18 protein-coding genes are annotated in these 25083 nt (G+C 66.7%); 9 read left to right on the top strand and 9 right to left on the bottom strand.

Annotated elements, in window-relative coordinates; genetic code table 11:
- Window positions 1-110 precede the first annotated feature (110 nt).
- Window positions 111-779: a M48 family metallopeptidase gene (locus tag ACLQ7E_RS19315; RefSeq protein WP_411734205.1), complete on the bottom strand. Its 669-nt coding sequence runs from the start codon at window positions 777-779 to the stop codon at window positions 111-113.
- Window positions 780-961: 182 nt separating this feature from the next.
- Between ACLQ7E_RS19315 and ACLQ7E_RS19310 the strand changes: the two genes are divergently transcribed.
- Complete coding sequence (locus ACLQ7E_RS19310; protein ID WP_411734204.1) at window positions 962-2002, top strand: ThiF family adenylyltransferase; 1041 nt, start codon at window positions 962-964, stop codon at window positions 2000-2002.
- Window positions 2003-2013: 11 nt separating this feature from the next.
- Here the strand turns inward: ACLQ7E_RS19310 and ACLQ7E_RS19305 are convergent, their stop codons facing one another.
- Together ACLQ7E_RS19305 and nudC are read right to left on the bottom strand one after the other, a co-directional pair.
- Window positions 2014-4155 (bottom strand): ATP-dependent DNA helicase UvrD2, encoded by a 2142-nt coding sequence (locus ACLQ7E_RS19305; protein WP_411734203.1) that lies wholly within the window; start codon window positions 4153-4155, stop codon window positions 2014-2016.
- 3 nt (window positions 4156-4158) lie between these two features.
- Window positions 4159-5112, bottom strand: coding sequence for an NAD(+) diphosphatase (gene nudC / locus ACLQ7E_RS19300; RefSeq protein WP_411734202.1), 954 nt, complete (start codon window positions 5110-5112; stop codon window positions 4159-4161).
- 227 nt (window positions 5113-5339) lie between these two features.
- Here nudC and ACLQ7E_RS19295 point away from each other — a divergent pair, with 227 nt between their 5' ends.
- Window positions 5340-6815: a phosphotransferase gene (locus tag ACLQ7E_RS19295; protein ID WP_411734201.1), complete on the top strand. Its 1476-nt coding sequence runs from the start codon at window positions 5340-5342 to the stop codon at window positions 6813-6815.
- 146 nt (window positions 6816-6961) lie between these two features.
- Window positions 6962-7708 carry a hypothetical protein gene (locus ACLQ7E_RS19290; RefSeq protein WP_411734200.1) on the top strand — a complete coding sequence of 249 codons (747 nt, stop codon included), beginning with the start codon at window positions 6962-6964 and terminating at the stop codon, window positions 7706-7708.
- An 80-nt stretch (window positions 7709-7788) separates the two neighbouring features.
- Here ACLQ7E_RS19290 and ACLQ7E_RS19285 read toward each other — a convergent pair whose 3' ends face one another.
- Genes ACLQ7E_RS19285 through ACLQ7E_RS19275 form a run of 3 tightly spaced genes read right to left on the bottom strand, consistent with a single transcriptional unit; the run spans window position 7789 to window position 15055 of the window.
- Window positions 7789-11277 carry an ATP-dependent helicase gene (locus ACLQ7E_RS19285; RefSeq protein WP_411734199.1) on the bottom strand — a complete coding sequence of 1163 codons (3489 nt, stop codon included), beginning with the start codon at window positions 11275-11277 and terminating at the stop codon, window positions 7789-7791.
- Complete coding sequence (locus tag ACLQ7E_RS19280) at window positions 11274-14615, bottom strand: ATP-dependent helicase (RefSeq protein ID WP_411734198.1); 3342 nt, start codon at window positions 14613-14615, stop codon at window positions 11274-11276. Before ACLQ7E_RS19280 ends, ACLQ7E_RS19285 begins: the two co-directional genes overlap by 4 nt.
- Before the next feature lie 8 nt (window positions 14616-14623).
- A complete protein-coding gene (locus ACLQ7E_RS19275; protein ID WP_411734197.1) occupies window positions 14624-15055 on the bottom strand; it encodes an MGMT family protein in 432 nt (143 codons plus the stop codon).
- A 120-nt stretch (window positions 15056-15175) separates the two neighbouring features.
- Here ACLQ7E_RS19275 and ACLQ7E_RS19270 point away from each other — a divergent pair, with 120 nt between their 5' ends.
- The 6 genes from ACLQ7E_RS19270 to ACLQ7E_RS19245 all read left to right on the top strand — a co-directional run bounded on the left by ACLQ7E_RS19270 (window position 15176) and on the right by ACLQ7E_RS19245 (window position 20644).
- Window positions 15176-15856, top strand: a complete 681-nt coding sequence (locus tag ACLQ7E_RS19270) for a 3'-5' exonuclease (RefSeq protein WP_411734196.1) — start codon at window positions 15176-15178, stop codon at window positions 15854-15856.
- A 409-nt stretch (window positions 15857-16265) separates the two neighbouring features.
- Complete coding sequence (locus ACLQ7E_RS19265; RefSeq protein WP_411734195.1) at window positions 16266-17258, top strand: methionine ABC transporter ATP-binding protein; 993 nt, start codon at window positions 16266-16268, stop codon at window positions 17256-17258.
- A 3-nt stretch (window positions 17259-17261) separates the two neighbouring features.
- Window positions 17262-17942, top strand: a complete 681-nt coding sequence (locus ACLQ7E_RS19260) for a methionine ABC transporter permease (protein ID WP_411734194.1) — start codon at window positions 17262-17264, stop codon at window positions 17940-17942.
- 139 nt (window positions 17943-18081) lie between these two features.
- Window positions 18082-18939, top strand: a complete 858-nt coding sequence (locus ACLQ7E_RS19255) for a MetQ/NlpA family ABC transporter substrate-binding protein (RefSeq protein WP_411734193.1) — start codon at window positions 18082-18084, stop codon at window positions 18937-18939.
- 258 nt (window positions 18940-19197) lie between these two features.
- Entirely contained in the window at window positions 19198-20049 is an 852-nt protein-coding gene (locus tag ACLQ7E_RS19250; protein WP_411734192.1) for a MetQ/NlpA family ABC transporter substrate-binding protein, read from the top strand.
- A 148-nt stretch (window positions 20050-20197) separates the two neighbouring features.
- Complete coding sequence (locus ACLQ7E_RS19245) at window positions 20198-20644, top strand: GNAT family N-acetyltransferase (protein WP_411734191.1); 447 nt, start codon at window positions 20198-20200, stop codon at window positions 20642-20644.
- Window positions 20645-20837: 193 nt separating this feature from the next.
- On the opposite strand, the gene ACLQ7E_RS19240 is transcribed toward ACLQ7E_RS19245, so the two are convergent.
- The 3 genes from ACLQ7E_RS19240 to hemB form a co-directional block, all read right to left on the bottom strand.
- Window positions 20838-22364, bottom strand: a complete 1527-nt coding sequence (locus ACLQ7E_RS19240; protein WP_411734190.1) for an amino acid permease — start codon at window positions 22362-22364, stop codon at window positions 20838-20840.
- Window positions 22365-22758: 394 nt separating this feature from the next.
- Window positions 22759-24072, bottom strand: a complete 1314-nt coding sequence (hemL, locus tag ACLQ7E_RS19235) for a glutamate-1-semialdehyde 2,1-aminomutase (RefSeq protein ID WP_411734189.1) — start codon at window positions 24070-24072, stop codon at window positions 22759-22761.
- The gene (gene hemB / locus ACLQ7E_RS19230) at window positions 24072-25055 is read right to left on the bottom strand and encodes a porphobilinogen synthase (protein WP_411734188.1); all 984 of its coding nucleotides are present in this window, start codon (window positions 25053-25055) and stop codon (window positions 24072-24074) included. The genes hemL and hemB overlap by 1 nt, the downstream gene beginning before the upstream one ends.
- Between the last annotated feature and the right edge of the window lie 28 nt (window positions 25056-25083).

Here is a 25083-nt window from a genome sequence, read left to right as displayed (position 1 = left end):
CCCCCCCCCACTTTGTCTTTGCCGATGGTCCTCGCCGGTTGTCCCTGAAGGCGTGATTTGCCTTGGCCGCCCAGAACGACAGGTTCGCTCGGGCCCGGCCGCGGGAAGTGCTACCCGAGGGCCGCTTCGTGCTCCCCCAGGTCTGCGTCGTCAAAATCATCGAAGTCGTCGAAGTCGTCGTCCCCGCCCAGTGGCAGGTCCCCGGGCAGCGGATGCGCCCCGGGCTTGGCCGCTGCGTGGTAACCGTGACTGACCCCGGACAGGAAGATGTTGGCATCGTGCACCCGCGGGTAGCGTGACAGTGCCGCCTTGAACCGCGGGCCGTGGCCATCGCGCGGCTCCACCAGGTGGGCCAGTTCGTGGGCCAGCACGTAGTCCTGAACCCACTGCGGCATCGCACGCAGCCTGTCCGAGAGCCGGATCCGGCGGCTGTGCAGGCTGGCCGAACCCCAGCGGCTGTTTTGGTTCGACACCCACCGCACGCCAGCGGGCTTGGCCTTGGAACCGAAGAGCTGCACATCCATGGCGCGCGCCCGTTCCATGAGCTGCGCGTTGGGGTCGACCGAGGTTCCGGCAACCACCTTGCGCATGACCTTTTTGACCATGTCGGCCACGAGCATGCGTTCGGCCTGTTCGCCCAGGCCGAGCGGAACCGACACGACCATGGTGTTCTGCTTCCAGGCCCCGGATATCGTCTTCTTGCGCCTGGCCGAGCGCACCACGCGAATGGGGGTCCCGTCGCTGTCGACGTATTCGCTGGTGGATGCTTGGGTGCTCATGTCCGTGTCCTTCCGCCCCGTCCTGTTCTTTTGCTGCACCGCGCGCCGCTCCCCCCCACTTTCCCGCTCCGGGGTGTGGATAGCCCGCGTAGCCCGTGCGGCCGATGCCACGATGGGTGGATGAAGGGCGCCGGCGATTGGAAATCTCGTCGGTGCCGCCGTTCCCCCAGAGGAGCAACATCATGAGGATCAACCCCGGCTTGCAGGTACTTAGCCTAGTGGAGGGTGCCATCCAGATTGGCACCGGCCAGCGCGCGCGGTGGATAACCGGGCTCACCGCTGCCGAAAAACGCTTCGTGCTCTCCTTGTGTGAGCGCGGCCCGGGCCCCGGCGGTCCCGCACCGGAGCAGCCGGACGAGCGGCGGCGCGGGGAGATCCTGGCGATGCTGGGCCCGGTGCTGCTCCAGTCCCCCATGAAACCGCCACCCGCAGGTGCTCCCGGCGTCGGAAACGGGCTCGTCACCGGAAACGGGCTGGGTGGGCGGTTGGTGCCCGATGTCCTGCAATGGGGAGCTGCCTACCAAATGGATGCCGTCCCGGTGCTGCAGCGCCGCGCCGAGGCCAAGGTGGCCCTGTACGGCTGCGGGCGGATGGGCCAGTTGCTGGCACACGTCCTGGCAGGCGCGGGCGTCGGATCCCTGATGCTCTGCGACGGCACCCCGATGGATGCCGGGGACCTGGGTGCCGGGACCACCGGCATCACCGGCGTGGGCGCCCCGCGTGCCCGCGCCACCGCCCGGGCGCTGCAATCGATCTACCCCCACCTTTTGGTGGCCGATGCCGCCGGCCGCAGTCCCGACGCCCCGGCCCTGGACATGGCGGTGGTCATCGCCGGCGGCATGCTTCCGCCGCTGGAATCCCTGGCAGTCGATGCGGCGATGCTGCCGGTGTTGTTCACCGATTCGGGGATGCACCTGGGCCCGATGGTCATCGACGGTCTCACCATGTGCGCGCAATGCGCGTGGGAACAATGCGACCCGACGCTGCGGATGCTCTGCGACGACGAGTCCTCCGGACAGGCCCCGGCGCTGCGTCCGGAGGCCTCGCTGGCGGCCGTGGCGGCGGGCCTGGCCGCCATGGCGGTGTTGATGGCCCTTGACCGCATCAATGTCCCCGCCGCGGCGGGGTCCATGGTCGTGTGCGACCTGCCCACCGGTTCCGTCACTTCGGTGCCGGCCCGGGCCCGGCCGCGCTGCACCTGCCTGGACCCGCTGGCCGCCTGAGGTTCGACCCGCTAGTCCGCCGACCCGCCGGCCAGGATGGCCAGCACGGCCTCGCCGTAGCGATCCAGCTTGCCCTTGCCCACGCCTGAAACCTGGCCCAGGGCCGAGAGCCCGTCGGGGTTGGACTCGGCGATCGCCATCAGCGTGGCATCGGTGAAGATCACGAAGGCCGGCAGCGAGTTGGTCTGGGCAACCTGCAGGCGCCAGGCGCGCAGGGACTCGAACACCGCCTCGTCGTACCCGGCCGGACAATTGCCGCAACGGCCCACCTTGCGTTCGGCGGCGCTGGTGAGCAGCGTGCCGCAGACCCGGCACATCGGCGGGCCGGCGGGGGCCTTGCGCCGGGCGGCCCGCGGGGCCGATGCCACGCGGGAGGTCCCGGCGGGGCGGAGCCCGTCCAGGAAGCGCGAGGGCCGGCGGTTGGCCCGGCCCCCGGGGGTCCGTGCCAGGGACCAGGACAGGCCCAGGTGCATGCGGGCGCGGGTGATGCCCACGTACAGCAGGCGCCGCTCCTCGTCGTATCCGGCCTGGTCGTCGGCGAAGGAAATCGGCATCAACCCCTCGGAGAGCCCGACCAGGAACACCGCGTCCCATTCCAGGCCCTTGGCCGCGTGCAGCGAGGCCAGCGTGACTCCCTGCAAGGTGGGCGCGTGCTGGCTGGCTGCACGTTCCTCCAGCTCGGCCACGAAGGTGTGCAGCGTGAACGGGGTCTCGGATCCCGCGCGGGCCGCGGCCATCTCGTCGGCGAGCGCCACCAGGGCCGAAAGCGACTCCCACTTTTCGCGGACCGCGCCGGAGGCGGCCGGGGCCGTGGCGCTGTAGCCCAGGGACACCAGGATGTCGCGGGTCAGCTGCGGGACCGTTTCGCCGTCGGCCTCGGTGGTGGTATGGCGGGCTGCGGAGCGCAATTGCAGCATCGCGTCGCGTACCTCGCGCCTGGCGAAGAAGCGTTCCCCGCCGCGCAGCAGGTAGCCCACTCCGGCGGACGCCAGCGCCTGCTCGTAGGCGGCGGACTGTCCGTTGGTGCGGTACAGGATCGCGATCTCGGCGGCCGGGGTGCCACCGGCGATGAGCTTCTTGATCCGCTGGGCGATCTCGGCGGCCTCGGCCTCGTCGTCCTTGGCCTCGAAGAAGGTCGGCTCGGGCCCGTTCTCGCGCTGGGCAATGAGCTCCAGCGGGGTGGGCCAGTTGATGTCGCGGTCGGGGACCCCGGGTTCGGGGCGGCGGGCCGCAAGCACGCGGTTGGCCAGGTGCACCACCTGCGGGGTGGAGCGGTAGTCGCGCACCAGCTTCACCACCGGGGCGTGCCCGTAGGTGGCGGTGAAGTCCAGCAGGTGGCGCGGGGTGGCGCCGGTGAAGGAGTAGATGGTCTGCGAGGCATCGCCCACCACGCACAACTCGTCGCGCCCGCCGAGCCACAGATCCAGCAGGCGTTGCTGCAGCGGGGAAACGTCCTGGTACTCGTCGACCACGAAGTGCCGGTACTGGTCGCGCACCGAGGCGGCGACCCGCGCGTCGTCCTCCAGGATCGCCACGGTCAGCAGCAGCACGTCCTCGAAGTCGATGAGCTGCCGATCGGTCTTCACGTCCTCGTAGGACTGGAAGACCCGCGAGACGGTGACCGGATCCAGCCCGCCGGGCTGCCCGCGGTCTGCGGCGGCCGCCACATAGGATTCCGGGGTGAGCATCGAGACCTTGGCCCACTCGATCTCGCTGGCCAGGTCGCGCACGGTGGCGCGGTCGGCGGTGGTGCGCAGGCGGCGCGCCGCCTCGGTGATCAGTGGCGCCTTGTAGTCAACGATGGACGGCAGCTGCCCGCCAATGGACTGCGGCCAGAAGTACTGCAGCTGGCGCAGCGCAGCGGCGTGGAAGGTGCGGGTTTGCACGGCCCCGGCCCCCAGCTCCCGCAGCCGCGAACGCATTTCCGCCGCCGCCCGGGCGGTGAACGTCACCGCCAGCAGGGAGGAGGGCTTGTAGACCCCGGTGTGCACGCCATAGGCGATGCGGTGGGTGATGGCGCGGGTCTTGCCGGTGCCGGCGCCGGCCAGCACGCACAGCGGCCCGCGCAGCGTGGTGGCGACCAGCCGCTGTTCCTCATCCAGTCCGCCGAGGATCCGTTCTTCCAGGGCTCCCATGTCGGTTGTCTCGGTCATGTCCTAGTTTTCCAGGCGTTCGGGTTCGGGCAGCACGCCGCCGTACCAGTGCTCGATCAGCGCGCTGGCAATCGAGGTGCCAGAGGGCACGGCGATGGCGCCGGAGCGGACCGCGTCTGCAAGTTCCTGGCGGGTGAACCAGCGCAGGTCGATGATCTCCTCCCCGTCGGGCATCAGCTCGGTGCCGACGGCGGTGGCAGTGAAGCCGAGCATCAGCGAGCGCGGGAACGGCCAGGGCTGGGAGCCCATGTAGCGCGGGTCGGACACGATGACGCCAGACTCCTCGGCGACCTCGCGGATGACGGCGGACTCCAGGGATTCGCCCGGCTCCACGAAACCGGCAAGGGTCGAGAAGCGTGTCCCGCCCCATGCCTTGTTGGCACCCAGCAGCAGCCGGTCGTCCCCGTCGGTGATGGCGACGATGACTGCAGGGTCGGTGCGCGGGAAGTGTTCCAGGTCCTCGGCCGCGCAGTGCTTGACCCAGCCCGAGGCGCGCAGCTCCAGTTTCCCGCCGCAGCGCGGGCAGTAGTTGACAGAGTGGTTCCAGTTGGCGATGGCGACCGCCTCGACGAACAGGCCTGCGTCGCGGGCACCGAGCCCGGCGGCGACGTCGCGCAGCCCCAGCCATTGCTCCGGATCCGTGGAGCCGGGCCCCGCCTGGCCATCCGCCGAGGCAGGTGCGTCGTGGAAGGAATGCAGCACGATTTCGGTGATGCCGTCAAAACCCAGATAGATCTCCGTGCCGCCGGCCGGGACGCGGGCATGCTCGATGAGCACCAATTCGCCGTCAAGCACCCGGGCACGCCCGCCGACCAGCACCAGGTAGCGGGTCGCCGGATCCACGCGCAGCGCATCGAGCCAGCCGTCGTCGGTGCGCCGCTCGCAGCCGCGATCGGTGGTGGCGCGGGCCAGGGGCAAGGCTCCGAGCGCCGGGAAGCTCGTCACTGGGTTCTGCACGGTATCGCTCATAGCATCAACCGTACTGACCGTTGCGGCCCAACGCCTACTTCGGAGACCCTGTTGTGGCCATCGGCGCACCGGTCAGTGCCACGGAGCACCATTCCCGGCGTCCCCCATGGTGGGGAAGCGAGGAGGGATTGGACGCAAAACATGCGACTCGCCGCCACACGGCAGGACTCGGGCACGGCATGCGGTCTACGGTGGAGGATGTGAAACGCTCTCCCATGGAACTCGCTGCCATCGCCACCGCTGCGGTCCCCGGCTTGGCGCCCACGGGCGTGGCCTCGTTGCCGGACGACGGCAATGATTTCGACTCGGTGCTCATTGTGGACGCCGCCAAGAACCGTTGGCGCGTGCGCTCCCCGCGCCACGAGGAAGCCAGTGTGCGCCTCGAAACGGAACTCGCCGCCCTGCGCGCATTTTCCGCCGGCATCCGCGCCTCGTTGCCCTTCCAGCTGCCCACCGTCGCCGGAACCGTGCGCCAGGGCCCGCTGCGAACCTTCGTCTACAACCACGTGCCCGGGAAGCAGTACTCCCTCGAGGACCTGGTGTCGCTGGGCTCGCGCTGCGCCCGCGACCTGGGTTCGGTCATGGCCGCCATCCACTCGATGCCCGCCTCCGCGATCGACCGTGCGGATTTGCCCTCCTACACCGCCGAGCAGGTGCGCCAGCGCCGCTTGAACGAACTCGACGCCGCGGCAACCACCGGCATGATCCCCTCGCGCCTCTTGCGCCGATGGGAACACGCGCTGGAAGACGTGGCGCTGTGGCGCTTCAATGCCACCGTCATCCACGGGGACCTGCATGAGGACCAGCTGTTGGTCCTGGACGCCAAGGTCGTTGCCGTCACCGGCTGGACGGATCTGCAGGTCGGGGATCCGGCCGACGACTTCGCCTGGCTCGCGGCGGTGCACGAGCAGTCATTCGCCGAGGCAACCTTCGAGAGCTATATCGCGGTGCGCGGGGACCGTGCCGATCCGCACATCATGCGCCGTGCCGCGCTGGCTGCCGAGTTTGCGTTGGCCCAGTGGCTGGTCAAGGCCATTGCCGGCGGCGACGCCGACCGCATCGCCGAAGCCAAGTTGATGCTCGAGGAACTGGACTCGGACATTGCAGAGTACGGCGGGCAACCCATCTCCGTGGTTGAGCCCCCGCGCGCAGCCCGCGCCGAGGCCGCCGACGAACAGCCCAAACCTGTCCCCGTCGCCGAAAAGGTCACCGTTTCGGGCATCGAGCCCGCCGACGAAGACGAGACCGATGCAGCTGCCCAGTCGGGCCCGGCCGAGCCGGAAACCTCGGCGCTCAAGATCGTGCCTTCCCCGGTGAGCGTCGCGCCGATACCGGCCGCAGCACCGCCGGTCCCGGCCGCTTCCCCGCTCAAGCCTGTCGACGCTCCCAAGTCGAAGTCGAAGTCGACAACCGACTCAGACTCGACGGACGATCAGCCGAAGTCAGCCGGTTCCCTGGACGCAACCGTCACTGAAGACGCGGATGCCGACGCCAAGGAAACAACAGGCGACAAGGAAGCCGCTAAGACCAAGGGTGCCGACACCGCAAACGGCGCCCCGGCGACTGCGTTCTCCGCACTCTCGGGCGAGGGCAACGTTGACAGCGCCGAGCAGAACCAGGACAGCCCCGCCAAGGACTCCGCCGGAACCGACACCACCGCGATCCCCGTTCAGTCCGCCGATACTAAATAACAGGCGGGAGGTCGTATTCACGACTCTCCCGACTCGCTCGTTTTCCGCGTCATATTAAATCCACTTGGTAGAGTGTATGTTGCGCGCCGATGCCGTTGACATCGGACCGTGCCTTCCACCTTCCTATGTACAGCGGGGACATACTTATGAAAAATTTCAAGAACGGCACCATGCTGCTGTCGGCGACCGCTGGGGTATTGCTGGCCTTGACCGGATGTTCGGCCGCCGCGGAACAACCTGCCGGACCGTCGAATGCCGGAACCGAAGCTGCCCCGGTGCAGGCCGAAATCGTGGTGCCGGAGGCCAAGGAAATCTTCCCCAAGGCATCCGCCGCCATGGAGAAGGCCACCTCGGCAACCATCGTTGCTGACCTGACCGATGGTTCCGAAAAAGGAAAATTCGAGCTTTCAGGCACCGTCGACGGCACAAATGCCCAGTCAATGATGAGCCGAGGCGACGCCACCATCGAAATGCTGACCGTCGACAAAGTTTCGTACGTGAAGCCCAACAAGGCATTTTTGACCGAAAGAGCAGGGGCCGAGGCCGCAAAGATGCTCGACTCGGTCGCAGCGGACAAATGGATTTCCACGAAGAACGCCAGCCAGTTCGGGGAATTCAAGATCGATTCCCTGCTTGAAGCGATGGGCACCGACCAACTCGGAACGACGGAAGCCGCAAAGTTCACCGAGAAGGCCCTCACCGATCTCAATGGCGCCAAGGCATTCAAGTACACCGGTGGCGACGACACTTACTGGATTGCGGCCGAGGGCGAACCCCACCTGCTGAAGATTGAAGGAACCGGAACCGGAACCATGACCTTCAGCGAGTGGAACGCCGTCAAGCCGTACGAGGCTCCGGCCAAGTCCGACGTGGTCAGCGTTCCGGGTCTCTAGAGCACCACGCCAACGGGCGGGGATGATTGGAATTTTCCGATCGTCCCCGCCCGTTGGCGTGTCCGGCTCCGTGACGAAACTCAGCCGTTCAGGGCACCCATCGAATTGCTGATCAGGCTTTCGAGTTCTGCCTCATCGGCCAGGTCGTGTGGCCGGATGGTGGTGCCGGACCCGACGTAGTAGAACGCCGCGCGCACCTCGGATACGTCGATGCCGCGCAGACGTGCCCAGCCCAGCCGGTACACCGCCAGCTGCAGTGCCTTGATCCGCAGTTCCTCCCCGCGCGGCACCCGCCCGGTTTTCCAGTCCACCAGCAGCCAGGCTCCGTCGGGTTCCTGGAAGATCGCATCAATGCGGCCACGCACCGACACCGGACCGATGCGGGTCTCGATGGCTGCTTCCACGAATGCCGGCTGGCGGTTGGCCCATTCGGAATCCAGGAAGGCGTTCTTCATGTCCTCGAGGTCCAGCGCATCGTCGATGTAGGCGTCGGCGGCCTCCATGTAGTCCCCCAGTTCCAGCATCCCCGTGGAATCGAAGTACTCCTCCAGCCAGGCGTGGAACGCGGTGCCTCGGCGGGCGGCGGTCCCCGGGCGCCGCGGTACCGGCCGGCGCAGCTCGGCCAGCACCGTGGCCGCGTCGGTGGCCAGGTCCACGAAGACCGAGGCACGCACGTGCTTCGGGATCACCGTGGTCCGCTCCTCGGCGGCTTCCCGTGCCTTTCGGGCCAGCAACAGCTCGGCTTCCTTGAACCAGCCCCTGCCTGTCGGCGTGTGCCACGGTTCCGGCGCTTCGGACTCCACGTCCCCGTCCGTGGATCCGTGCGACGGATCGGTTTTCTGGGCGGTGTCTGCTTTCGCGTGTGCGGCGGCCTGGAGCACTGCGGCCGCGGAGGCCTCCAGCTTGGCGCGGCGCCCGGGCGCCCGGGGGCGCTGCACCCCGCCGCCGGTGACGACCGGGCCCTCCAGCGGGTCGTAGGGCCAGCGAGCCTCCAGCGGTGCCTCGCGGAACGGGTTAGCCTCCGGTGCGTCTTCGTCCTCAATCCACGTCATGGATGCCGCCGAGGGGGTCGGCGGATCGGCCAGCGGCAACATGTCCAGCAGGAAGCTGGAGGGTTCGGTGAGCTTGGTGCGCGTGCCGGTCCAGGCGGTGGCCGAACAGATCAGCAACGACTTGGCCCTGGTCAGCGCCACATAGGCCAGGCGGCGCTCCTCCAGTTCGGCATGGGCCAGCACCTCGGACTTGAACATCCCCTCGGACTTGACCACGTCAAAGAGGCACTCCTGATCGGTGTCCCACTGTGGCAGGTCGTGCTTGTCGCCGCGCAGCGGCCAGGGCAGCGCCGCGTCCCCGCTAGTCCAGCGCGAATCGTTGGCGCTGGGGAAGATGCCCTCGTTCATCCCGGTCACCGCCACCACATCCCATTCCAGGCCCTTGGAGGCGTGGATGGTCAGCAACTGCACCGCGTCCGGGTTCGATTCACCTGGCACGATCGCCAGCCCGCCCTCCTTCTCGGCGGCGGCCTCCAGCCAGGTCAAGAAACCCGCCAGGTCCACGCGCGCCGAGGTGCTGGCGTAGTCCTGCGCAATGTCGGCAAAGGCGTCCAGATGGCGCCTGGCCTCGTGGATGCCGACCCCGGGCTTGGCGGCAACCTCGATGTCCAGCCCCATGGCCCGCTCGGTCTCGCGCAGCAGCGCCTCCAGGTCGTCGTCGATGAAACCGCGCAGGTAGCGCAGCTCATCGCGCAGCGTCCGCAGCCGAGCCAGTGCCTCGGGGCTCAGGGCGCGGCCGTCGCCGGAGACCCAGTCGGGGTGCGGCAGGCGGTCAAGGGCCTCGATGAGGCTGGCGGCGTCGTTCAGTTCCGCCCGCGCCTCACCGCGGGTGACTTCCTCGGCGCTCTCGGGCGCGTCCAGGTTCTCCGGCCCGCCGTCCTTGAGCGCGAATTCGCGGCGGCGTGCCAGGAAGCGCGACCAGTCGGCAAAGGCCATCAGGTCTGCCGGGCCAATGCGCCAGCGGGCACCTGCCAGCAGCCGCACCAGGTGGTCCGAGCGGTTGGGGTCCACCAGTACGTTAAGCGTCGCGACGACGTCTGTGACCTCGGGCATGCTCAGCAGCCCGCCCAGGCCCAGGATCTCGTACGGGACGCCGGCGTCCTCCAGTCCGCGGGAAATGGGGGTCAGCTGTGAGCGTGTGCGGCAGAGCACCGCCATGGTCGGGTGGCGACCGTGTTCGGCGGCGAAGGAGTTGCGCTCGGCGATGAAGCGCTGGGCCAGGGCAGCTGCCTCCTGCGAACCGGTGGCGTAGCGGGCCAGTTCGACCTTTCCGGTTCCGGCGAACGCGCTGGGTTTGAGCGACGGCACTGAAATGCCCAAGGGTGCGACCGAGTTCAACTTCGCGGAGACGGCATTGGCTGCCTGAAGCACGTTGATCGAGTTGCGCCACGCTGTGCTCAGGTACGCCACCGAGGCCGGGCGCAACCCGCCGTCCCCGTCTTCCCCGGCATCGTGCGTGCGGGCCGGGAACTCGGTGGGGAAGCGGAAGAGCTGCCCTGCCGAGGCCCCGCGGAAGCCGTAGATGGACTGGTTGGGGTCCCCCACCGCGGTCAACGCGTGGCCGTCGCCGAAGATGCAGGAGAACAGCACCATCTGGGCGTGGGACGTGTCCTGGAACTCGTCGAGCAGCACCACCTTGAAGCGCGCGCGTTCGCTGTGCGCCGCCTCGGGGATTTCCCGGGCGATGCGTGCCGCAAGGGCCACCAGATCCCCGTAGTCGAGGGCGCCGCGGGCGGCCTTGGCCCGCGCGTACCCCACGGCCAGTTCGGCGATGGTGGAGCGGGTGCGCAGCTTGTCCAGCAGCTTGCGGGCGTCCAGCGAGGGCGCGGCGGGCTTGTCGATCCGGTACGGCAGCACCTCGAGCCTGCAGACCAGCTCGTCGATCCACTCCTTGGCGGCCACCGGGGAAACCAGGTGCTCGGCGCATTCCCCGGCGAAGGTCACCACGGCGTCGATGAGTGTGTTCTTGGACGAGGCCAGGTGCTCGTAGTCACCGGTGTAGCCCTCGACCACCGCCGCGGCGACCTGCCAGGCCTGGGCGGTGCCAAGCAGCGCGGTGTCGGACTCGACCCCGATGCGCAGCCCGTGCTCCTTCACCAGCGTATTGGCGTAGGAGTGGTAGGTGGAGACCGACGGGTCAAGCAGCCCCTCGTCCTCGAGCTCCAGCAGCCCCGAGCGGGCCAGCTTCTCCAGCTGCCCGCGGATGCGCTGGGCCAGTTCCCCGGCGGCCTTGCGGGTGAAGGTGACGCCCAGGATCTCTTCGGGGCGCACCTTCTTGTTGGCGACCAGCCAGATGACCCGGTCGGCCATGGTGGCGGTCTTGCCCGACCCTGCGCCGGCGATGACCAGCAGCGGCTCGAGAGGGGAGGAGATGATGGCGGACTGCTCGGGGGTGGGCTGGTGCTGGCCCAGGATGTCGGCCAGCTCCTCGGGCGAGTACACCCGTTGGGGCGCGGCGGGCGAGTCGGTGCCGGCGATGGGTTCGGCGGGCGGGGTTGGTGCTTGGGTGCGGCTCACGGCTCGGTGACCTGCCTTCCTTCGGAACACAATGGACAGATGCCCGGCAATCGGCAGTTGCTGCCGCTGCGCCCTCCGCGGGCCGGGTCGTGGCGGGAGAGGAAGTCGGCGTCGCCCATCAATTGCGCGGCGGACAGCACCATCGGGGTGGCCCAGTCCTCGTCGGTGATGGCCGGCTGGGCCTGTTCGCGCGGGGTCTTGGTGGTGGTGCCCAGCTGCACCAGCGACGCACCGGCGGGCACGCGGGTGAGTTCCTCGGCGGTCTTCCCGGCCAGCGCGCCGTTGATGATGGCTGCCTGGTAGGCGCCGAGCTGAGGGTGCCTTTCCACGTCCTTGCCGCTGGGCTGGGACTTGCCGGTCTTCAGGTCAACCACCCACGGGTTGCCCGCGGCGTCTGCCTCCACACGGTCAACGACCCCGCGCAGCAATGCTGCACGCGGGGCGTTGGGATCGGGCAGCGCCTCGGGCCCGGGGTCCGGCGCACCGGCGGCGGACGGCGCGGGGATCGTGATTTCAAACGGGATCTCCCGGCCGATGAGCCGCCGGTTTTCGGTGCGCATCATGACGTTGTACTGGGCCAGTTTCTTGAGCATCGACTCTGCCCGTTCGCGGTCCCGGGCACCTTCCCAGTTATCCGGCATCTCCAGCTCGCCCCAGCGCTCCTCGAGCACCTGCAGGTATTCGCCGCCGCTGGCCTCAGGGTGTTCCTCGGCGATGGAGTGCACCAGGGTGCCCAGCGAGCGCGCGAAGTCGGTGGCTGCCTCTCCCCCTGCAGCCTGGACGAACCAGTTCAGCGGGGAGTTCATCACCGCCTCGACCTTGGAGGGGGAAACCTTCACCGGATCCCCGGGCGGGACGACGGGCCCGCTGGAGGTCGATTCGGCCAGCCCCCACCAGCGGGCGGGGTGCGCCCCGCGCACCGGGTGTGGTGAAGCGACCAGGGCACCGAGCACCGAGGTCGCGTCGCGGTGCAACTCCTCACGGGCCTCGTCCAGCGCCGTGGACTCGGCGGCCTGGCGCAGTTCGGCCACCAGGGCGCCCAGGGTCCGGGGCCGCGGGACGAAGACTGCCCGGCGACCATCGATTGCCCCGTCGGGGTCCACGATGTCCAGGAACGACGAGGGCTGGGTGTCTTCCGAGGCCACTGCGACGGCAATGACCTTGGAGGTGGCGCGCGAAATTGCGTTGGCGAAGGTGCGCAGTTCGTCGGCCCTGGTCTCGCGGATGAGCGAGGCGATATTGCGCACGGGCAGGATCTCCGGGCCGTGTTCGATCACGTCGCTCAGCGCTCCCCCGCCCAGCAGCTCGCCGCGCAGCTTCGTGTTGGGCCAGATGCCCTCCTGCATCCCGGGCACCAGCACCAGGTCCCATTCACGTCCTGCGGCCGCAGCCGTGGTGAGGACCTGAACGGAGGCGGCGCTGCCGCCCCTGCTGGCGAGGGTGTCCATGGGCAGTTCCTGGCCCAGCACGTGCTCGACGAACTGGGCCACGGAGGAACCCGGCAGCTGGTCAACGAAGCGTTCGGCGGATTGGAAGATCGCCAGCATTGCGTCGAGGTCGTGGTCGGCGCGGGCGCCCAGGATGCCGCCGGCCAGCGCTGCCTGGCTCCACTTCTCGCCCATGCCGCTGGCCGCCCACAGCGTCCAGAGCGCCGTTTCGGCGTTGACGTTGCTGCCCGCAAGCTCGGTGCGCAGCGCCTGGTACATCCTGGCCAGGCGCCTGGCCCCGGCCGCCTCGCGGCCCATGGTCTCGAGCAGTGCCAGCTGGTCCAGCATCCCGGTGAGCAGTTCGGCGCTGGAGCGGTTGCCGCCCTGCGCAACCTCGTGGCGGCGCAGTCCCTGGCGCAGCCGGCGCACGTCCAGCGCGGAGGCGTTGGCGTAGCGGGACATCAGCAATTCCTGCAGCAACAGCGGATCCTGCGGCGCCTCGGGCGCCAGGGCAAGGCCCATGAGGTCCAGCAGCGGGCGCACCGCGGGTTCCTCGCGCAGGGGGGTTTCGGCCGGCGGGGTGTTCACCGCGATGCCGGACCCGGCCAGGTACTTCGCCATGGAGCGGACCTGGGATCCGTTGCGCAGGATGACGGCCATGGTGTCCAGCGACCGGTGGTGGATCAGGTGTTCCTCCAGCAGTCGCTGGGCGACGAGGCGCTGCTCGTGGATGGGCGAGTCGACCAGCAGCACCTCGAGGCTGCCCGGGTCGGGCGTGTCCGGGGCATCGGCTTCGCCGTCTTCGGCACCGTTCGGGTTTGCTTCAGCCGCCCCGGGTTCCGCCTCGACCTCAGGGTAATCCAGGATCCTTCCGGCTCCGCCGGCTGCCACGGGGATGCGTCTGGCGACCCTGCCCCAGGCCGTCGCCAGCTCCTCGTTCAGGCGATAGGAAGTCTTCAGTTCCAGCATTCGGGCGGGGTTTCTCTCGGTTCCCAGGCGCGCACCAAATTCGCCCAGCATGTCCGGGCGCGCGCCGCGGAAGCCCTGCACCACGTTGTCGGGCACGGCGAAGGCCACCAGATCGCGCCCGCGGGCCAGCAAGGAGAGCAGGCGATGCTGCGCCGGGTTGGCCTCCTGCAGGTCATCGACCATCACCAGGTGCAGTCGCTCGTGCTCGGCGGCCAGGAACTCCGGGTTGTATTCCAGGATGCCGGCGGCGGCCGCCAGCAGCCCGGCCGGGTCAAAGGCCTCGGCACTGCCCAGGTCCAAGAGGTCCCTGTATTCCTGGTAGAACTGTGCCGCGGCGACCCATTCGGGGCGGCGCAGGGACTCGCCAAGATCCTGCAGGGCTCCGGCCTCGAGCCCGTGTTCGGAAATCCTGTCGAAGAGTTCGCGCAGCTCCTTGCGGAACCCCCGGGTGCCAATGGCCTCGCCGAGGGACTCTGGCCACTCCGGACCGGGGGTGATGCCCAGCGCGTGGCCCTCGAGCAGGTGCCCGATCAAGGTGTCCTGTTCGGGTCCCGAGAGCAGCCGGGGCGGACGTTGCAGTGCCGGCAGCAGCCCGTCCAGCCGCGCCCTGCGGATCAGGTCGAATGCGTACGCCGACCAGGTGCGAACGGCGGGTTCGGAAAACGTCTTTTCGGTGCCGGCGGAAAGGTCGTCACGAAGCGTGGCCGCGGCGGAGCGCGTGGGGGAAAGCACCAACACGTGCTGCGGATCGAGCCCGGTGTCCAGGCGCGTGGTAAGCACGCGCAGCAGCGTCGTGGTCTTCCCGGTTCCCGGCCCTCCCAACACCAGCACCGGACCGTGGCCGGGCTCCAGCTCGAGCAATTCCTGCTGCGCGGCATCGGCGCCAAAGGCATCGTCCGCGGCGATGGCCGCGGGGTCCTGGGTGGATGCGAGGGTGTCCATGTACTCCATCAGATCATTCGCGGGCGACGTTTTGGAATCGGCAGCAATTCGGCCACGCGATCGATGCGCGCGTGGTCTTCCTCAGAGGGTTGCCAGCGGGCATGCCTCATCCGGACCCCCGCCCCGGTGCGGGGTGTGGACTCCCTCACCCAGTGCTCCTCGGCGACCGGCTGCAGTGCCGCCGGGAGGGTTCCGTTGGAGCGGATGACGCGCCACCAGGTGATCTCGGTCCCGCCGCGGCCCATGGACTTTCCGACCTGGCGCGGGCCGCCGGATCCCAGCAGCTCGGCAATGTCCCCATAGGAGAGGACCCTTCCAGCGGGAATCATCGCGACCACGGCAAGCACCGCTTCGTCGTAGTCCAGTCCGGCGTCACCGGCAGGTTCACGGTCGCCGGGGCCCGATGGGCCCGGCCGTGGTTCCTGGCTTCGTTGAATCAACGTTTTCTCCTTCCGCTCCCCCGCACGTCTCCACCCATTATCGGGTCTCGGGCACGGTGTTCATCCACAAGCGCGCTGCGGTGGGCCAAAGTGTCTGCGATTCCCGGTAGCGTTGGTTACATGAATTCTTGGCACAATCTCCCCCGCGCCGCATTCGACCTGGAAACCACTGGTCGTGATCCGCTCGACGCCCGCATCGTCACCGCTTCCGTCGTCGTGGTCAACGGGCGCTCGGAAATCCTCCAGACCCGGGAATGGCTGGTCAATCCCGGCGTGCCGATTCCGGACGAAGCCGCGGAAATCCACGGCGTCACCACCGCCAAGGCCCAGGCCGAGGGCATGGATTCGGCAACCGCGGTCGCCGAAATCTCGGCGTTCCTGGCCGACCTCTTCCAGACCATGCCGGTCATGGCCTTCAACGCCGCCTACGACTTCACGGTGCTGGACCGCGAGGCCAAGCGCCACCTGCTGGCCCCGATCGTTGCGGCGCCGGTCATCGACCCCTACATCCTGGACAAGCAGGTCGACAAGTACCGCCGGGGCAAGCGAAACCTCTCGGTGATGAGCGAGTTCTATGGCGTTCAGTTGCTGAACGCCCACACCTCGGCAGCCGATGCGGCAGCGACCATCGGGATTGCCGACGCGCAGGCGTCCAAGTACCCGAACCTGCAAGTTGATGCCGCTGAACTTCATGCCTCGCAGATCAAGTGGGCCGCCGAGCAGGCAGCAAGCCTGCAGGAATTCTTCCGCCGCAAGGACCCCGCTGCCGTCGTCGACGGGCAGTGGCCGGTCAAGTCCTAACCCGTCGCCCCGCGATTCATGCAGGAGGGGACCCCGTGCGGGGTCTCCTCCTGCGTTCGTCTCCCGGCCGTTTCGGTTTCAGCCCATCGGTTCCGGCGCCCATAGGGGCCGGATTCTGGCAAGTCGGTCGCATCTTCGGCGCAACATGGGGCAATAATTACTAGCCACGGATTCCACGTGATGCGCTTCACCTTACGCCGGAGTAACCCACCGTCCTGTTTCGGGGATCGGGCATCGGCGAATTCTTCGGGAAAGCACTTGAAATCGCGCGGATCCAACAGGCAATGCCGCCCCGGTGGACATCGGTTGCAAAAAAAGACAAGATGTGACCACGATTGCGCTGCATTCATTCGATAGTGATTGAATGTCCAGTACCCCTTTTACTTTTTGATTGCTAAGGACACCCCTTTTGATCACAGTCACCGACCTGCGCAAGGTCTACCAGCAGGGCGACCGCACAGTCGTCGCCCTGGATGGAGTTTCCTTGCACGTCGACGCCGGCCAAATCCACGGCATCATCGGACATTCCGGAGCCGGAAAGTCAACGCTCGTCCGTTGCCTGACCCTGCTGGACCGACCCACCTCAGGGTCGGTTGCGGTGAACAACAAGGAACTGGCAAACGTGTCGGATGCCGATTTGCGCACGGCGCGGCGCCGCATCGGCATGGTCTTCCAGCACGCCAACCTCATGGATTCGCGCACCACGGCGCAGAACGTGGCGTTCCCGCTGGAATTGATCGGTACCCCCAAGGCCAAGATCGCGGAAAAAGTCTCTGCCCTGCTTGAGCTCGTCGGCCTGACGCAGTTCGCCGATGCATACCCGGCACAGCTCTCCGGCGGACAGCGCCAGCGCGTCGGCATCGCCCGCGCCCTGTCCTCGGATCCCGATGTGCTGCTCTGCGACGAGCCGACCAGCGCCCTGGATCCCAAGACCACCGACGAGATCCTTGAACTCATCAAGTCGGTGCGCGACCGCCTAAACCTCACGGTGCTGATCATCACGCATGAAATGAACGTCGTGAAGCAGGCCTGCGACTCCGTCTCCCTCCTGGAGGCCGGCCGCATCGTCGAACACGGGGACATCGCCACGGTCGTGGCCAACCCGGCCGGACGCCTCTCCCAGGCTTTGCTGCCCATGCCCGGCGAATTGCCTGACAACCTTCCCGCAGGAACCGTCCTGGACCTGCTGTACTCCGGCACCCAGGCCACCGAGCCGGTGATTTCCTCTATTGCCCGCACGTTCAACACCGATGTCAACGTGTTGGCCGGCTCCGTCGAGCATCTCGGCGAACACCAATTCGCGCACATTCGCATCCAGCTTCCCGAGGGAGCCGACATCACCGCCATCACCAACCACCTGCTCGGCAACGGCGTCGCAGTCACCGTGAAGGAAACCAAATAAGCCATGGACTTCTTCAATGACCTGATGACCAACCCCGGCATCACCAAGGCCATGTGGCCCGCGTTCATCGAAACAATGCAGATGACCGCCATCTCGGCACTCTTTACCGTCGTGGTTGGCTTGCCGCTGGGCATCCTGCTGCTCAACACCGCCAAGGGCGGCCTGACCCCGAACCGGGGGTTGAATGTCTTGCTCTCGGGCATCATCGTGAACATCACGCGTTCGATTCCCTTCGCGATCCTCATGGTCTCGCTGATTCCGCTCGCCGCACTGTTGGTGGGCACCTCGCTGGGGCCCATTGCCGCTTCCGTCTCGCTGACCATCGGCACCATTCCCTTCTTCGCCCGCCTGGTGGAAACCGCATTGCGTGACGTCTCTGCCGGCAAGATCGACGCCGCCCTGGTCATGGGTTCGACCAAGCTGCAGGTTGTCCGCAAGGTGCTGGTTCCGGAGGCGCTGCCGGGCATCATCGCGGCAACCACCACCACGATCGTGACGCTGATCGGTTATTCCGCGATGGCCGGCCTGGTCGGCGGCGGCGGTCTGGGGCGCCTGGCCTACAACTACGGCTTCCAGCGCTACGAACCGGCCATCATGGTTGTCACCATCGTTATCATGGTGTTGCTGGTGCAATTGGTCCAGATCCTGGGCGACTGGATCGCCCGCGTGGTCGACCACCGCTAAAACCCCGGAGTGCCAATGGCACTCCGCCACTCAATCTACCGGCGGCTCATCCCCCGCAGGCGCGCAGCCAGTAGCCGCTAGCTGCGTTGGTTACCCGGTGTCCCGCACACCGGTTCTTCATGAAAAGGAAACGCATCCGATGCGTAAGAAACTCGCACTCGCCCTGACCGGTGCAGCAACCCTGTTCGCCCTGACGGCTTGCGGTGGTGGCACTGCCACTGCTCCCAGCGCCGATGTGTCTGCCACGCTTGATACGGCCAATCCGACGATCGTCAAAGTCGGCGCAAGCCCGGTTCCGCACTCGCAGATCCTCGAGTACATAGATGAGAACCTTGCCGCCAAGGCAGGCATCGATCTGGAAATCACCGAGATCGACGACTACCAGACTCCGAACCTTGCGCTGAGCGACGGCTCGATCGACGCCAATTTCTTCCAGCATGTTCCGTTCTTCGACGACCAGGTCGAGTCGAAGGGCTACAAGCTGGAGCACGGCGCGGGCATCCTGCTCGAACCACTGACGGCTTTCTCCAAGAAGTTCGACGATGCAGCTTCGGTTGAAGACGGAGCGGTCGTCGTATTGATGAACGACCCGTCCAACCAGGTCCGCGGCCTGCGCGTTCTTGAGGGCGCCGGCCTGCTCAGCGGCATCGTCGACGGCGATTCGGCCCTGACCGTCGAATCCGACGAGGCCAAGAACCCGAAGCACCTGAAGTTCCAGGAAGTGAACGCCGAGCAGGTTCCGAAGTTCTACCAGGAAGATCCCGCGGTGGGCATCGCCGTGGTGAACGGCAACTTCATCGTCCAGGCGAAGCTGAACAAGGACGAGGTCATTGCCGTCGAACCGACGGAGAACAACCCGAACGCCAACATCCTGGCGTGGCGTGCAGGCGAAAAGACCGCCGGCGTCGCCAAGCTCGATGAGCTGCTGCACTCGGACGAGGTCAGCGCCTTCATCAAAACCACTTGGTCCGAAGGCAACGTTATCCCGGCCTTCTAGGCCAGGGCGGCTTCCGAAACTGAGCCATCCGTTGGTGTGGAGGACTCGTCCGCCACACCAACGACTCCTCCGGGGCGTGCACCGCCCGGGGAATGCTTGAACCAGCTTTTCCATCGCGGTATCCCCTCGAAGCACCTCGATGTTTCTTCGTGATTTTCCGGCGGTTCACCTCCGCCGGCGCGTAGCCAGTAGCCGCTAGCTGCGTAAGTTACCCGATTCCAACCAATATCGGGTCTTGATGAAAAGGAAACGCAGCCCATGCGTAAGAAGCTCGCACTCGCCATCACCGGCGTCGCAACCCTGTTCGCACTGACGGCTTGCGGTGGCGGTACTGCCGTTGCTCCCAGCCCGACGGCGACGCTCGACCCGGCCACCCCCACGATCGTCAAGGTCGGCGCCAGCCCGATCCCGCACGCCCAGATTCTCGAGTACATTGACGAGAACCTTGCCAAGAACGCCGGCATCGACCTGGAGATCACCGAGATCGATGACTACCAGACGCCGAACATCGCCCTGGCCGACGGCACCCTGGACGCCAACTTCTTCCAGACCGAGGCCTACCTCGCGGACCAGATGGCTACCAAGGGCTACAAGTTCGAACACGGAGCCGGCGTGCACATCGAGCCGCTGACGGCGTTCTCCACGAAGTTCAAGGAAGTCGCGGACGTGACCGAGGGCAGCCTCGTGGTCTTGAACAACGACCCGGTCAATCAGCTGCGCGGCCTGCGCGTGCTGGAATCGGCAGGCCTGCTTAGCGGACTGGTCGATGGCGATTCGGCACTGACTGTGCAGGACGACGCGGCAAAGAACCCAAAGAAGCTCAAGTTCCAGGAAGTCAACTCGGAGCAGGTTCCGAAGTTCTACCAGGAAGACCCGACCGTGGGCATCGCCGTGGTGAACGGCAACTACATTGTCCAGGCCAAGCTGAACCCGGAAGAGATCCTGTTCCAGGAAGAGGCGAAGGACAACCCGAACGCCAACTTCCTGACCTGGCGTGCAGGCGAGCAGACCGCGGCGATCGCCAAGCTCGATGAGCTGCTGCGTTCGGACGAGGTTCGCGAATACGTCAAGACCACGTGGAAGGATGGCAGCGTCCTTCCTGCCTTCTAAGACGTAAAGGTTCCCGCACGCGGAAGCCGATGAAATGCGCCGTTCGTTTCCCCTCCTTGGGGAAAGGAACGGCGCATTTTCGTGCACAAGGGCCGTCCAATTCCAGTGGGATTTGCACGGCAGCCGAGACGTGCCTTTGACTTGGCTTGTGTTGACTTCATTTTCGCTCCGAGCCGCCACCGACACCGATGCCCGGTGGATCGCCGAGCTGCGCGCAATCGTGCTCAGGGACGATCTTCAACGCCTCGGCCGATACGACCCCGTGCGCGTGCGACAACGCTTTCTTGACGGCTTCGATGCCGGACATGCGAAAGTCATCCTTGTCGACGGCGTTGAGGCAGGCAGCATCACCCTCCGACCCACCATCGACTGCCAATGGATCGAGCACTTCTATATTGATCGTTGCCGCCAGGGAAGAGGCCTGGGCGGATCCGTCTTGGCCGACGTCATGTCGCGGCATTTCGATTCACGCCCTTTTCGCCTGAACGTGCTTGCCGGCAGCCCCGCACAGCGGCTCTACCTGCGTCACGGCTTCAGCGTCGAGTCCGAGGACCCGATAGACGTGTACATGGTGGCTCCTGGACGAACCGCCTGACACACTCCTGAGCGCGAGGAACTTCTCCCTGTGCTAACGCCAGGTTCGAACGGCTCGGCCCCTCAGCCGGCGTGCCCTGGGGCGGTCATGACTTAATGCAAAAAACCCACCGCCTCTCCCCCGGATGGGTGGGGGGAAGGCGATGGGTTCCCTCTGCTTGATGCACACCAAGCCCGGTGTTCGGACTCGCGGACTATTTGCTGTCGACCAGTTCGTTTTCGTTGCCGTCGATGATCGCCATCTGCTTGGCGAATTTCTCATTCAGGCGCGAGTGCTTGCGGCCATAGGCGAAGTAGATGACGACGCCGACAATGAGCCACAGCACGAAGTAGATCCAGGTTTCCACAGCAAGGTTCAGCATCAGGTAGGTGCACAGCAACGCGGAGGCGATCGGAATGACCGGGCCGAAAGGAACCCGGAATGCAGGCTTGAGGTCCGGGCGCTTGCGGCGCAGCACGATGATGCCCAGGCTGACCATGACGAACGCCGAGAGCGTGCCGATGTTGATCATCTCCTCGAGCACGTCAACGCGGGTGAAGCCGGCGGCCAGGGCCACCAGCGTGCCGCAGATGACCTGGATGCGCACCGGGGTGGAGCGCATGGCGCTGGTCTTGGACAGCTTGTACGGCAGCAACCCGTCGCGGCTCATGGCAAGGACGACACGTGAAAGACCCATGAGCAGGACCATGACCACGGTGGTCAGGCCGATGAGTGAGCCCACGGCGATGACCGAGGCTGCACCCTCGTTGCCCACCAGCGAGAATGCCGTGGCAAGGTTCGGGGTATCGACGGCAGCCAGGTCCTTGTAGGACACCATTCCGGTCAGGGCCAGCGAGACACCGATGTACAGCAGCGTGGTCAACGCCAGACCGGCGAAGATTCCGCGTGGCAGGGTCTTGCTGGGGTTCTTGACCTCTTCGGCGCTGGTGGCCACCACGTCGAATCCGACGAAAGCGAAGAAGACCAGTGCGGCACCTGCGAAGACGCCCATCATGCCGTATTGCGCCGGTGCGGCTCCCGTGGCAAAGGCAAAGAGCGACTGCTTGAGTACCTCGGTGGTTCCGGTCCCGGTAGCGGGCACGGCCTCCGGGATGAACGGGGCGTAGTTCTCGGCCTTGACGTAGAAGAAACCGACCACGATCACGAAGAGCACCACGGCGATCTTGATGACGGTGAAGACGTTTGAGACGGTGGCCGAGAGCTTGGTGCCCATGACCAACAGAATCGTAAACAGGGCCACGATCAATAATGGTCCCCAGCTCATGGTGACGATGCCCAATTCAATGGTGGGTGAAAGGTGTACTCCCATGAGCTGGAAGACTTCGGTGAGGTAGATTCCCCAGTATTTGGCGATCACTGCCGCTGCCGTGAACAACTCGAGGATCAGGTTCCAGCCGATGATCCACGCGATGAATTCGCCCATGGTGGCGTAGCTGAAGACGTATGCCGATCCGGCGACCGGGATTGCCGTGGCAAACTCGGCGTAACACATGATCGCCATGGCGCAGGTCAGTGCGGCGATCACGAAGGAGAGGGTGACGGCCGGGCCGGAGAAGTTGGCGGCCGCTCGGGCGCCCACGGAAAAGATCCCGGCACCGACGGCTACCGCCACGCCCATGATCATCAGGTCCCAGGTGTTCAGGGACCGCTTGAGCTGTCGACCCGGTTCCGCGGCATCGGCCAGGAAACTTTCCACGGGTTTGGTACGAAAAAGGCTCACGGTTTTCCTCGGTGGCAATGAATCGCGAAAACTAACCGGACAAGCCTAGCCGCGTTGACTAGGGGCCGTTGGAAATCGATCGCCTCCTGGAGGTCCCCCCTGAATCATGGAACCGGACTCCCGCCTGGCATTTCACGGCCCGGCAAGGTTGTCCAAAAAATGACCTTGACGTGGTCGTTTCGTTTCAATTGCAGTTTCCCGCGACACCCGAAGGATCGGGTGTCAACGGTTCCCGGACTTTGGAATGCCGGCACTTCGAAAGTGGTCTAGACCTCACCAAATTTCATCGTCAAGGCGGCGTGAACTGCCCAAACACATGAAAATACCCCCGGAAACTGCTGCATCAAGCGATTGATATGGCAGTATCCGGGGGCTTTCACAGCACTCGTTGGGGCTAGACGGCAGGAACAGCCGAAGCCGCCGCACGTGCGGCGGCGGGAAGCGCATCGAAGATCTTGTTCATGGCTTCATCGTCGTGTGCCGAGGACAGGAACCAGGCCTCGAAGACGCTCGGCGGCAGGTAGATGCCCGAGGACAGCATCGAGTGGAAGAACGGCGCGTAGCGGTAGGCCTCTTGGGCCTGGGCCTGCGCGTAGTTGTGCACGCCGTTTTCCGAGGTGCCGAAGGCGACGGAGAACAGGTTGCCGGCACTCTGGATCGAGTGGTCGACCCCGGCGGCACCCAGCGCCTCGGTGAGGGCGGCCTGCAGCTGCAGGGACTTCGCGTCGATGTGCGCGTAGACCTCGGCCGTGGCGTTTGTCAGCTGGGCGATGCCCGCGGCCATGGCCACCGGATTGCCCGAGAGGGTGCCTGCCTGGTAGACCGGGCCCAGCGGGGCCAGGTAGTCCATGACCTCGGCGCGGCCGCCCAGCGCGGCGGTGGGCAGGCCGCCGCCGATGACCTTGCCGAAGGTGTAGAGGTCCGGGGTCCAGCCCTCGGTGCGGCCGGTCAGCCCCCAGTAGCCTGCATCCGAGGCGCGGAAGCCGGTGAGCACCTCGTCCAGAATCAGCAGCGCGCCGTTGGCGGTGGTGGTCTCGGCCAGGAACTTGTTGAAGCCGTCCTCCGGGGTGACGACGCCCATGTTGCACGGTGCCGACTCGGTGATGACAGCTGCGATGTTCGCGCCGTGCTCGGCGAACGCGGCGGTGATGGCCTCGCGGTCGTTGTACGGCAGCACCAGGGTCTCGGCGGCGGTGGCAGCGGTGACGCCGGCGGAGCCGGGCAGCGCCAGGGTGGCCAGGCCGGATCCGGCGGCTGCAAGCAGCCCGTCGAGGTGGCCGTGGTAGCAGCCGGCGAACTTCACGATCAGGTCGCGTCCGGTGTAGCCGCGGGCCAGGCGCACCGCGGTCATGGTGGCCTCGGTGCCGGTGGAGACCATGCGCATGCGCTCGACCCCGCCGAAGCGGTCCATGACCAGCTGGGCCAGCTTGCCCTCATCGGGGGTGGAGGCGCCGAAGGACAGCCCGCGGTCCACGGCTGCGTGCACCGCGTCCTGGATGGCCGGGTGGGCGTGGCCCAGCAGCGCCGGGCCCCAGGAGCAGACCAGGTCGACGTAGGAGTTGCCGTCGGCGTCGGTCAAATAGGCGCCCTTGGCACCGACCATGAACGGGGGCACCCCGCCGACCGAACCGAAGGCGCGCACCGGGGAGTTCACCCCACCGGGCATGAGCTTCTGGGCGGTGGCAAAGAGTTCGGCGGAGCTGGTCATTATTTTCCTTCTTTCAGCCACTGGGCGAGTTCGGACGCCCAGTAGGTCAGCACGGTGTCGGCACCTGCGCGGCGGATGCCCAGGACTGATTCGGTGATGGCGGCGCGGCGGTCGATCCAGCCGTTGGCGGCGGCGGCCTCGATCATCGCGTACTCCCCGGAGATCTGGTAGGCGGAGACCGGGACCGGGGACATGGCTGCCACGTCGGCCAGCACATCCAGGTAGCTCATGGCCGGCTTGACCATGACCATGTCGGCGCCCTCGGCCAAGTCGAGTTCGACCTCGATCATCGCCTCGCGGCGGTTCGCCGCGTCCATCTGGTAGGTGCGGCGGTCGCCGGTGAGCTGGGAATCCACGGCCTCGCGGAACGGGCCGTAGAACGCGGACGCGTACTTCGCTGCGTAGGCCAGGATCGAGACGTCCTGGTGCCCGGCGGCATCCAGGGCCTGGCGGATGACCGCGACCTGGCCGTCCATCATGCCGGAGGGGCCCAGCATGTGGGCACCGGCCTCCGCCTGTGCCACGGCCATCCGGCCGTAGATTTCCAGGGTCGCGTCGTTGTCGACGTTGCCCTTGGCATCGAGCACGCCGCAGTGGCCGTGGTCGGTGAATTCGTCGAGGCAGACGTCGGACATGATGACCAACTCATCGCCCACCTCGGCGCGCACCGCCTCGATGCCGCGGTTCAGGATGCCCTGGGGGTCCACCCCGGCGCTACCCAGCGCGTCACGGGTCTCCGGGATGCCGAAGAGCATGATGCCGCCCAGACCCAGCTCGACGGCCTCGGCGGCGGCGGCCTTGAGCGTGTCAAGGGTGTGCTGCACGACGCCGGGCATCGAGGTGATCGGGTTGGGTTCGGTCAGTCCCTCGCGCACGAAAGCCGGCAGGATCAGCTGCTGCGGGGCGATCACGAGCTCGGCGGCGAGCCGGCGCATGGCGGGGGTGGTGCGCAGGCGGCGGGGCCTGCGGGCGGGGAATGACATTCTGGCTCCTTGTGAAGCTCGTGGCTGG

This window comes from Paeniglutamicibacter sp. (assembly GCF_046714615.1).
Classification (GTDB): domain Bacteria; phylum Actinomycetota; class Actinomycetes; order Actinomycetales; family Micrococcaceae; genus Paeniglutamicibacter.
Note: the sequence above shows the minus strand (reverse complement) of the source record. Positions and strands in the feature narration are given on the sequence as shown.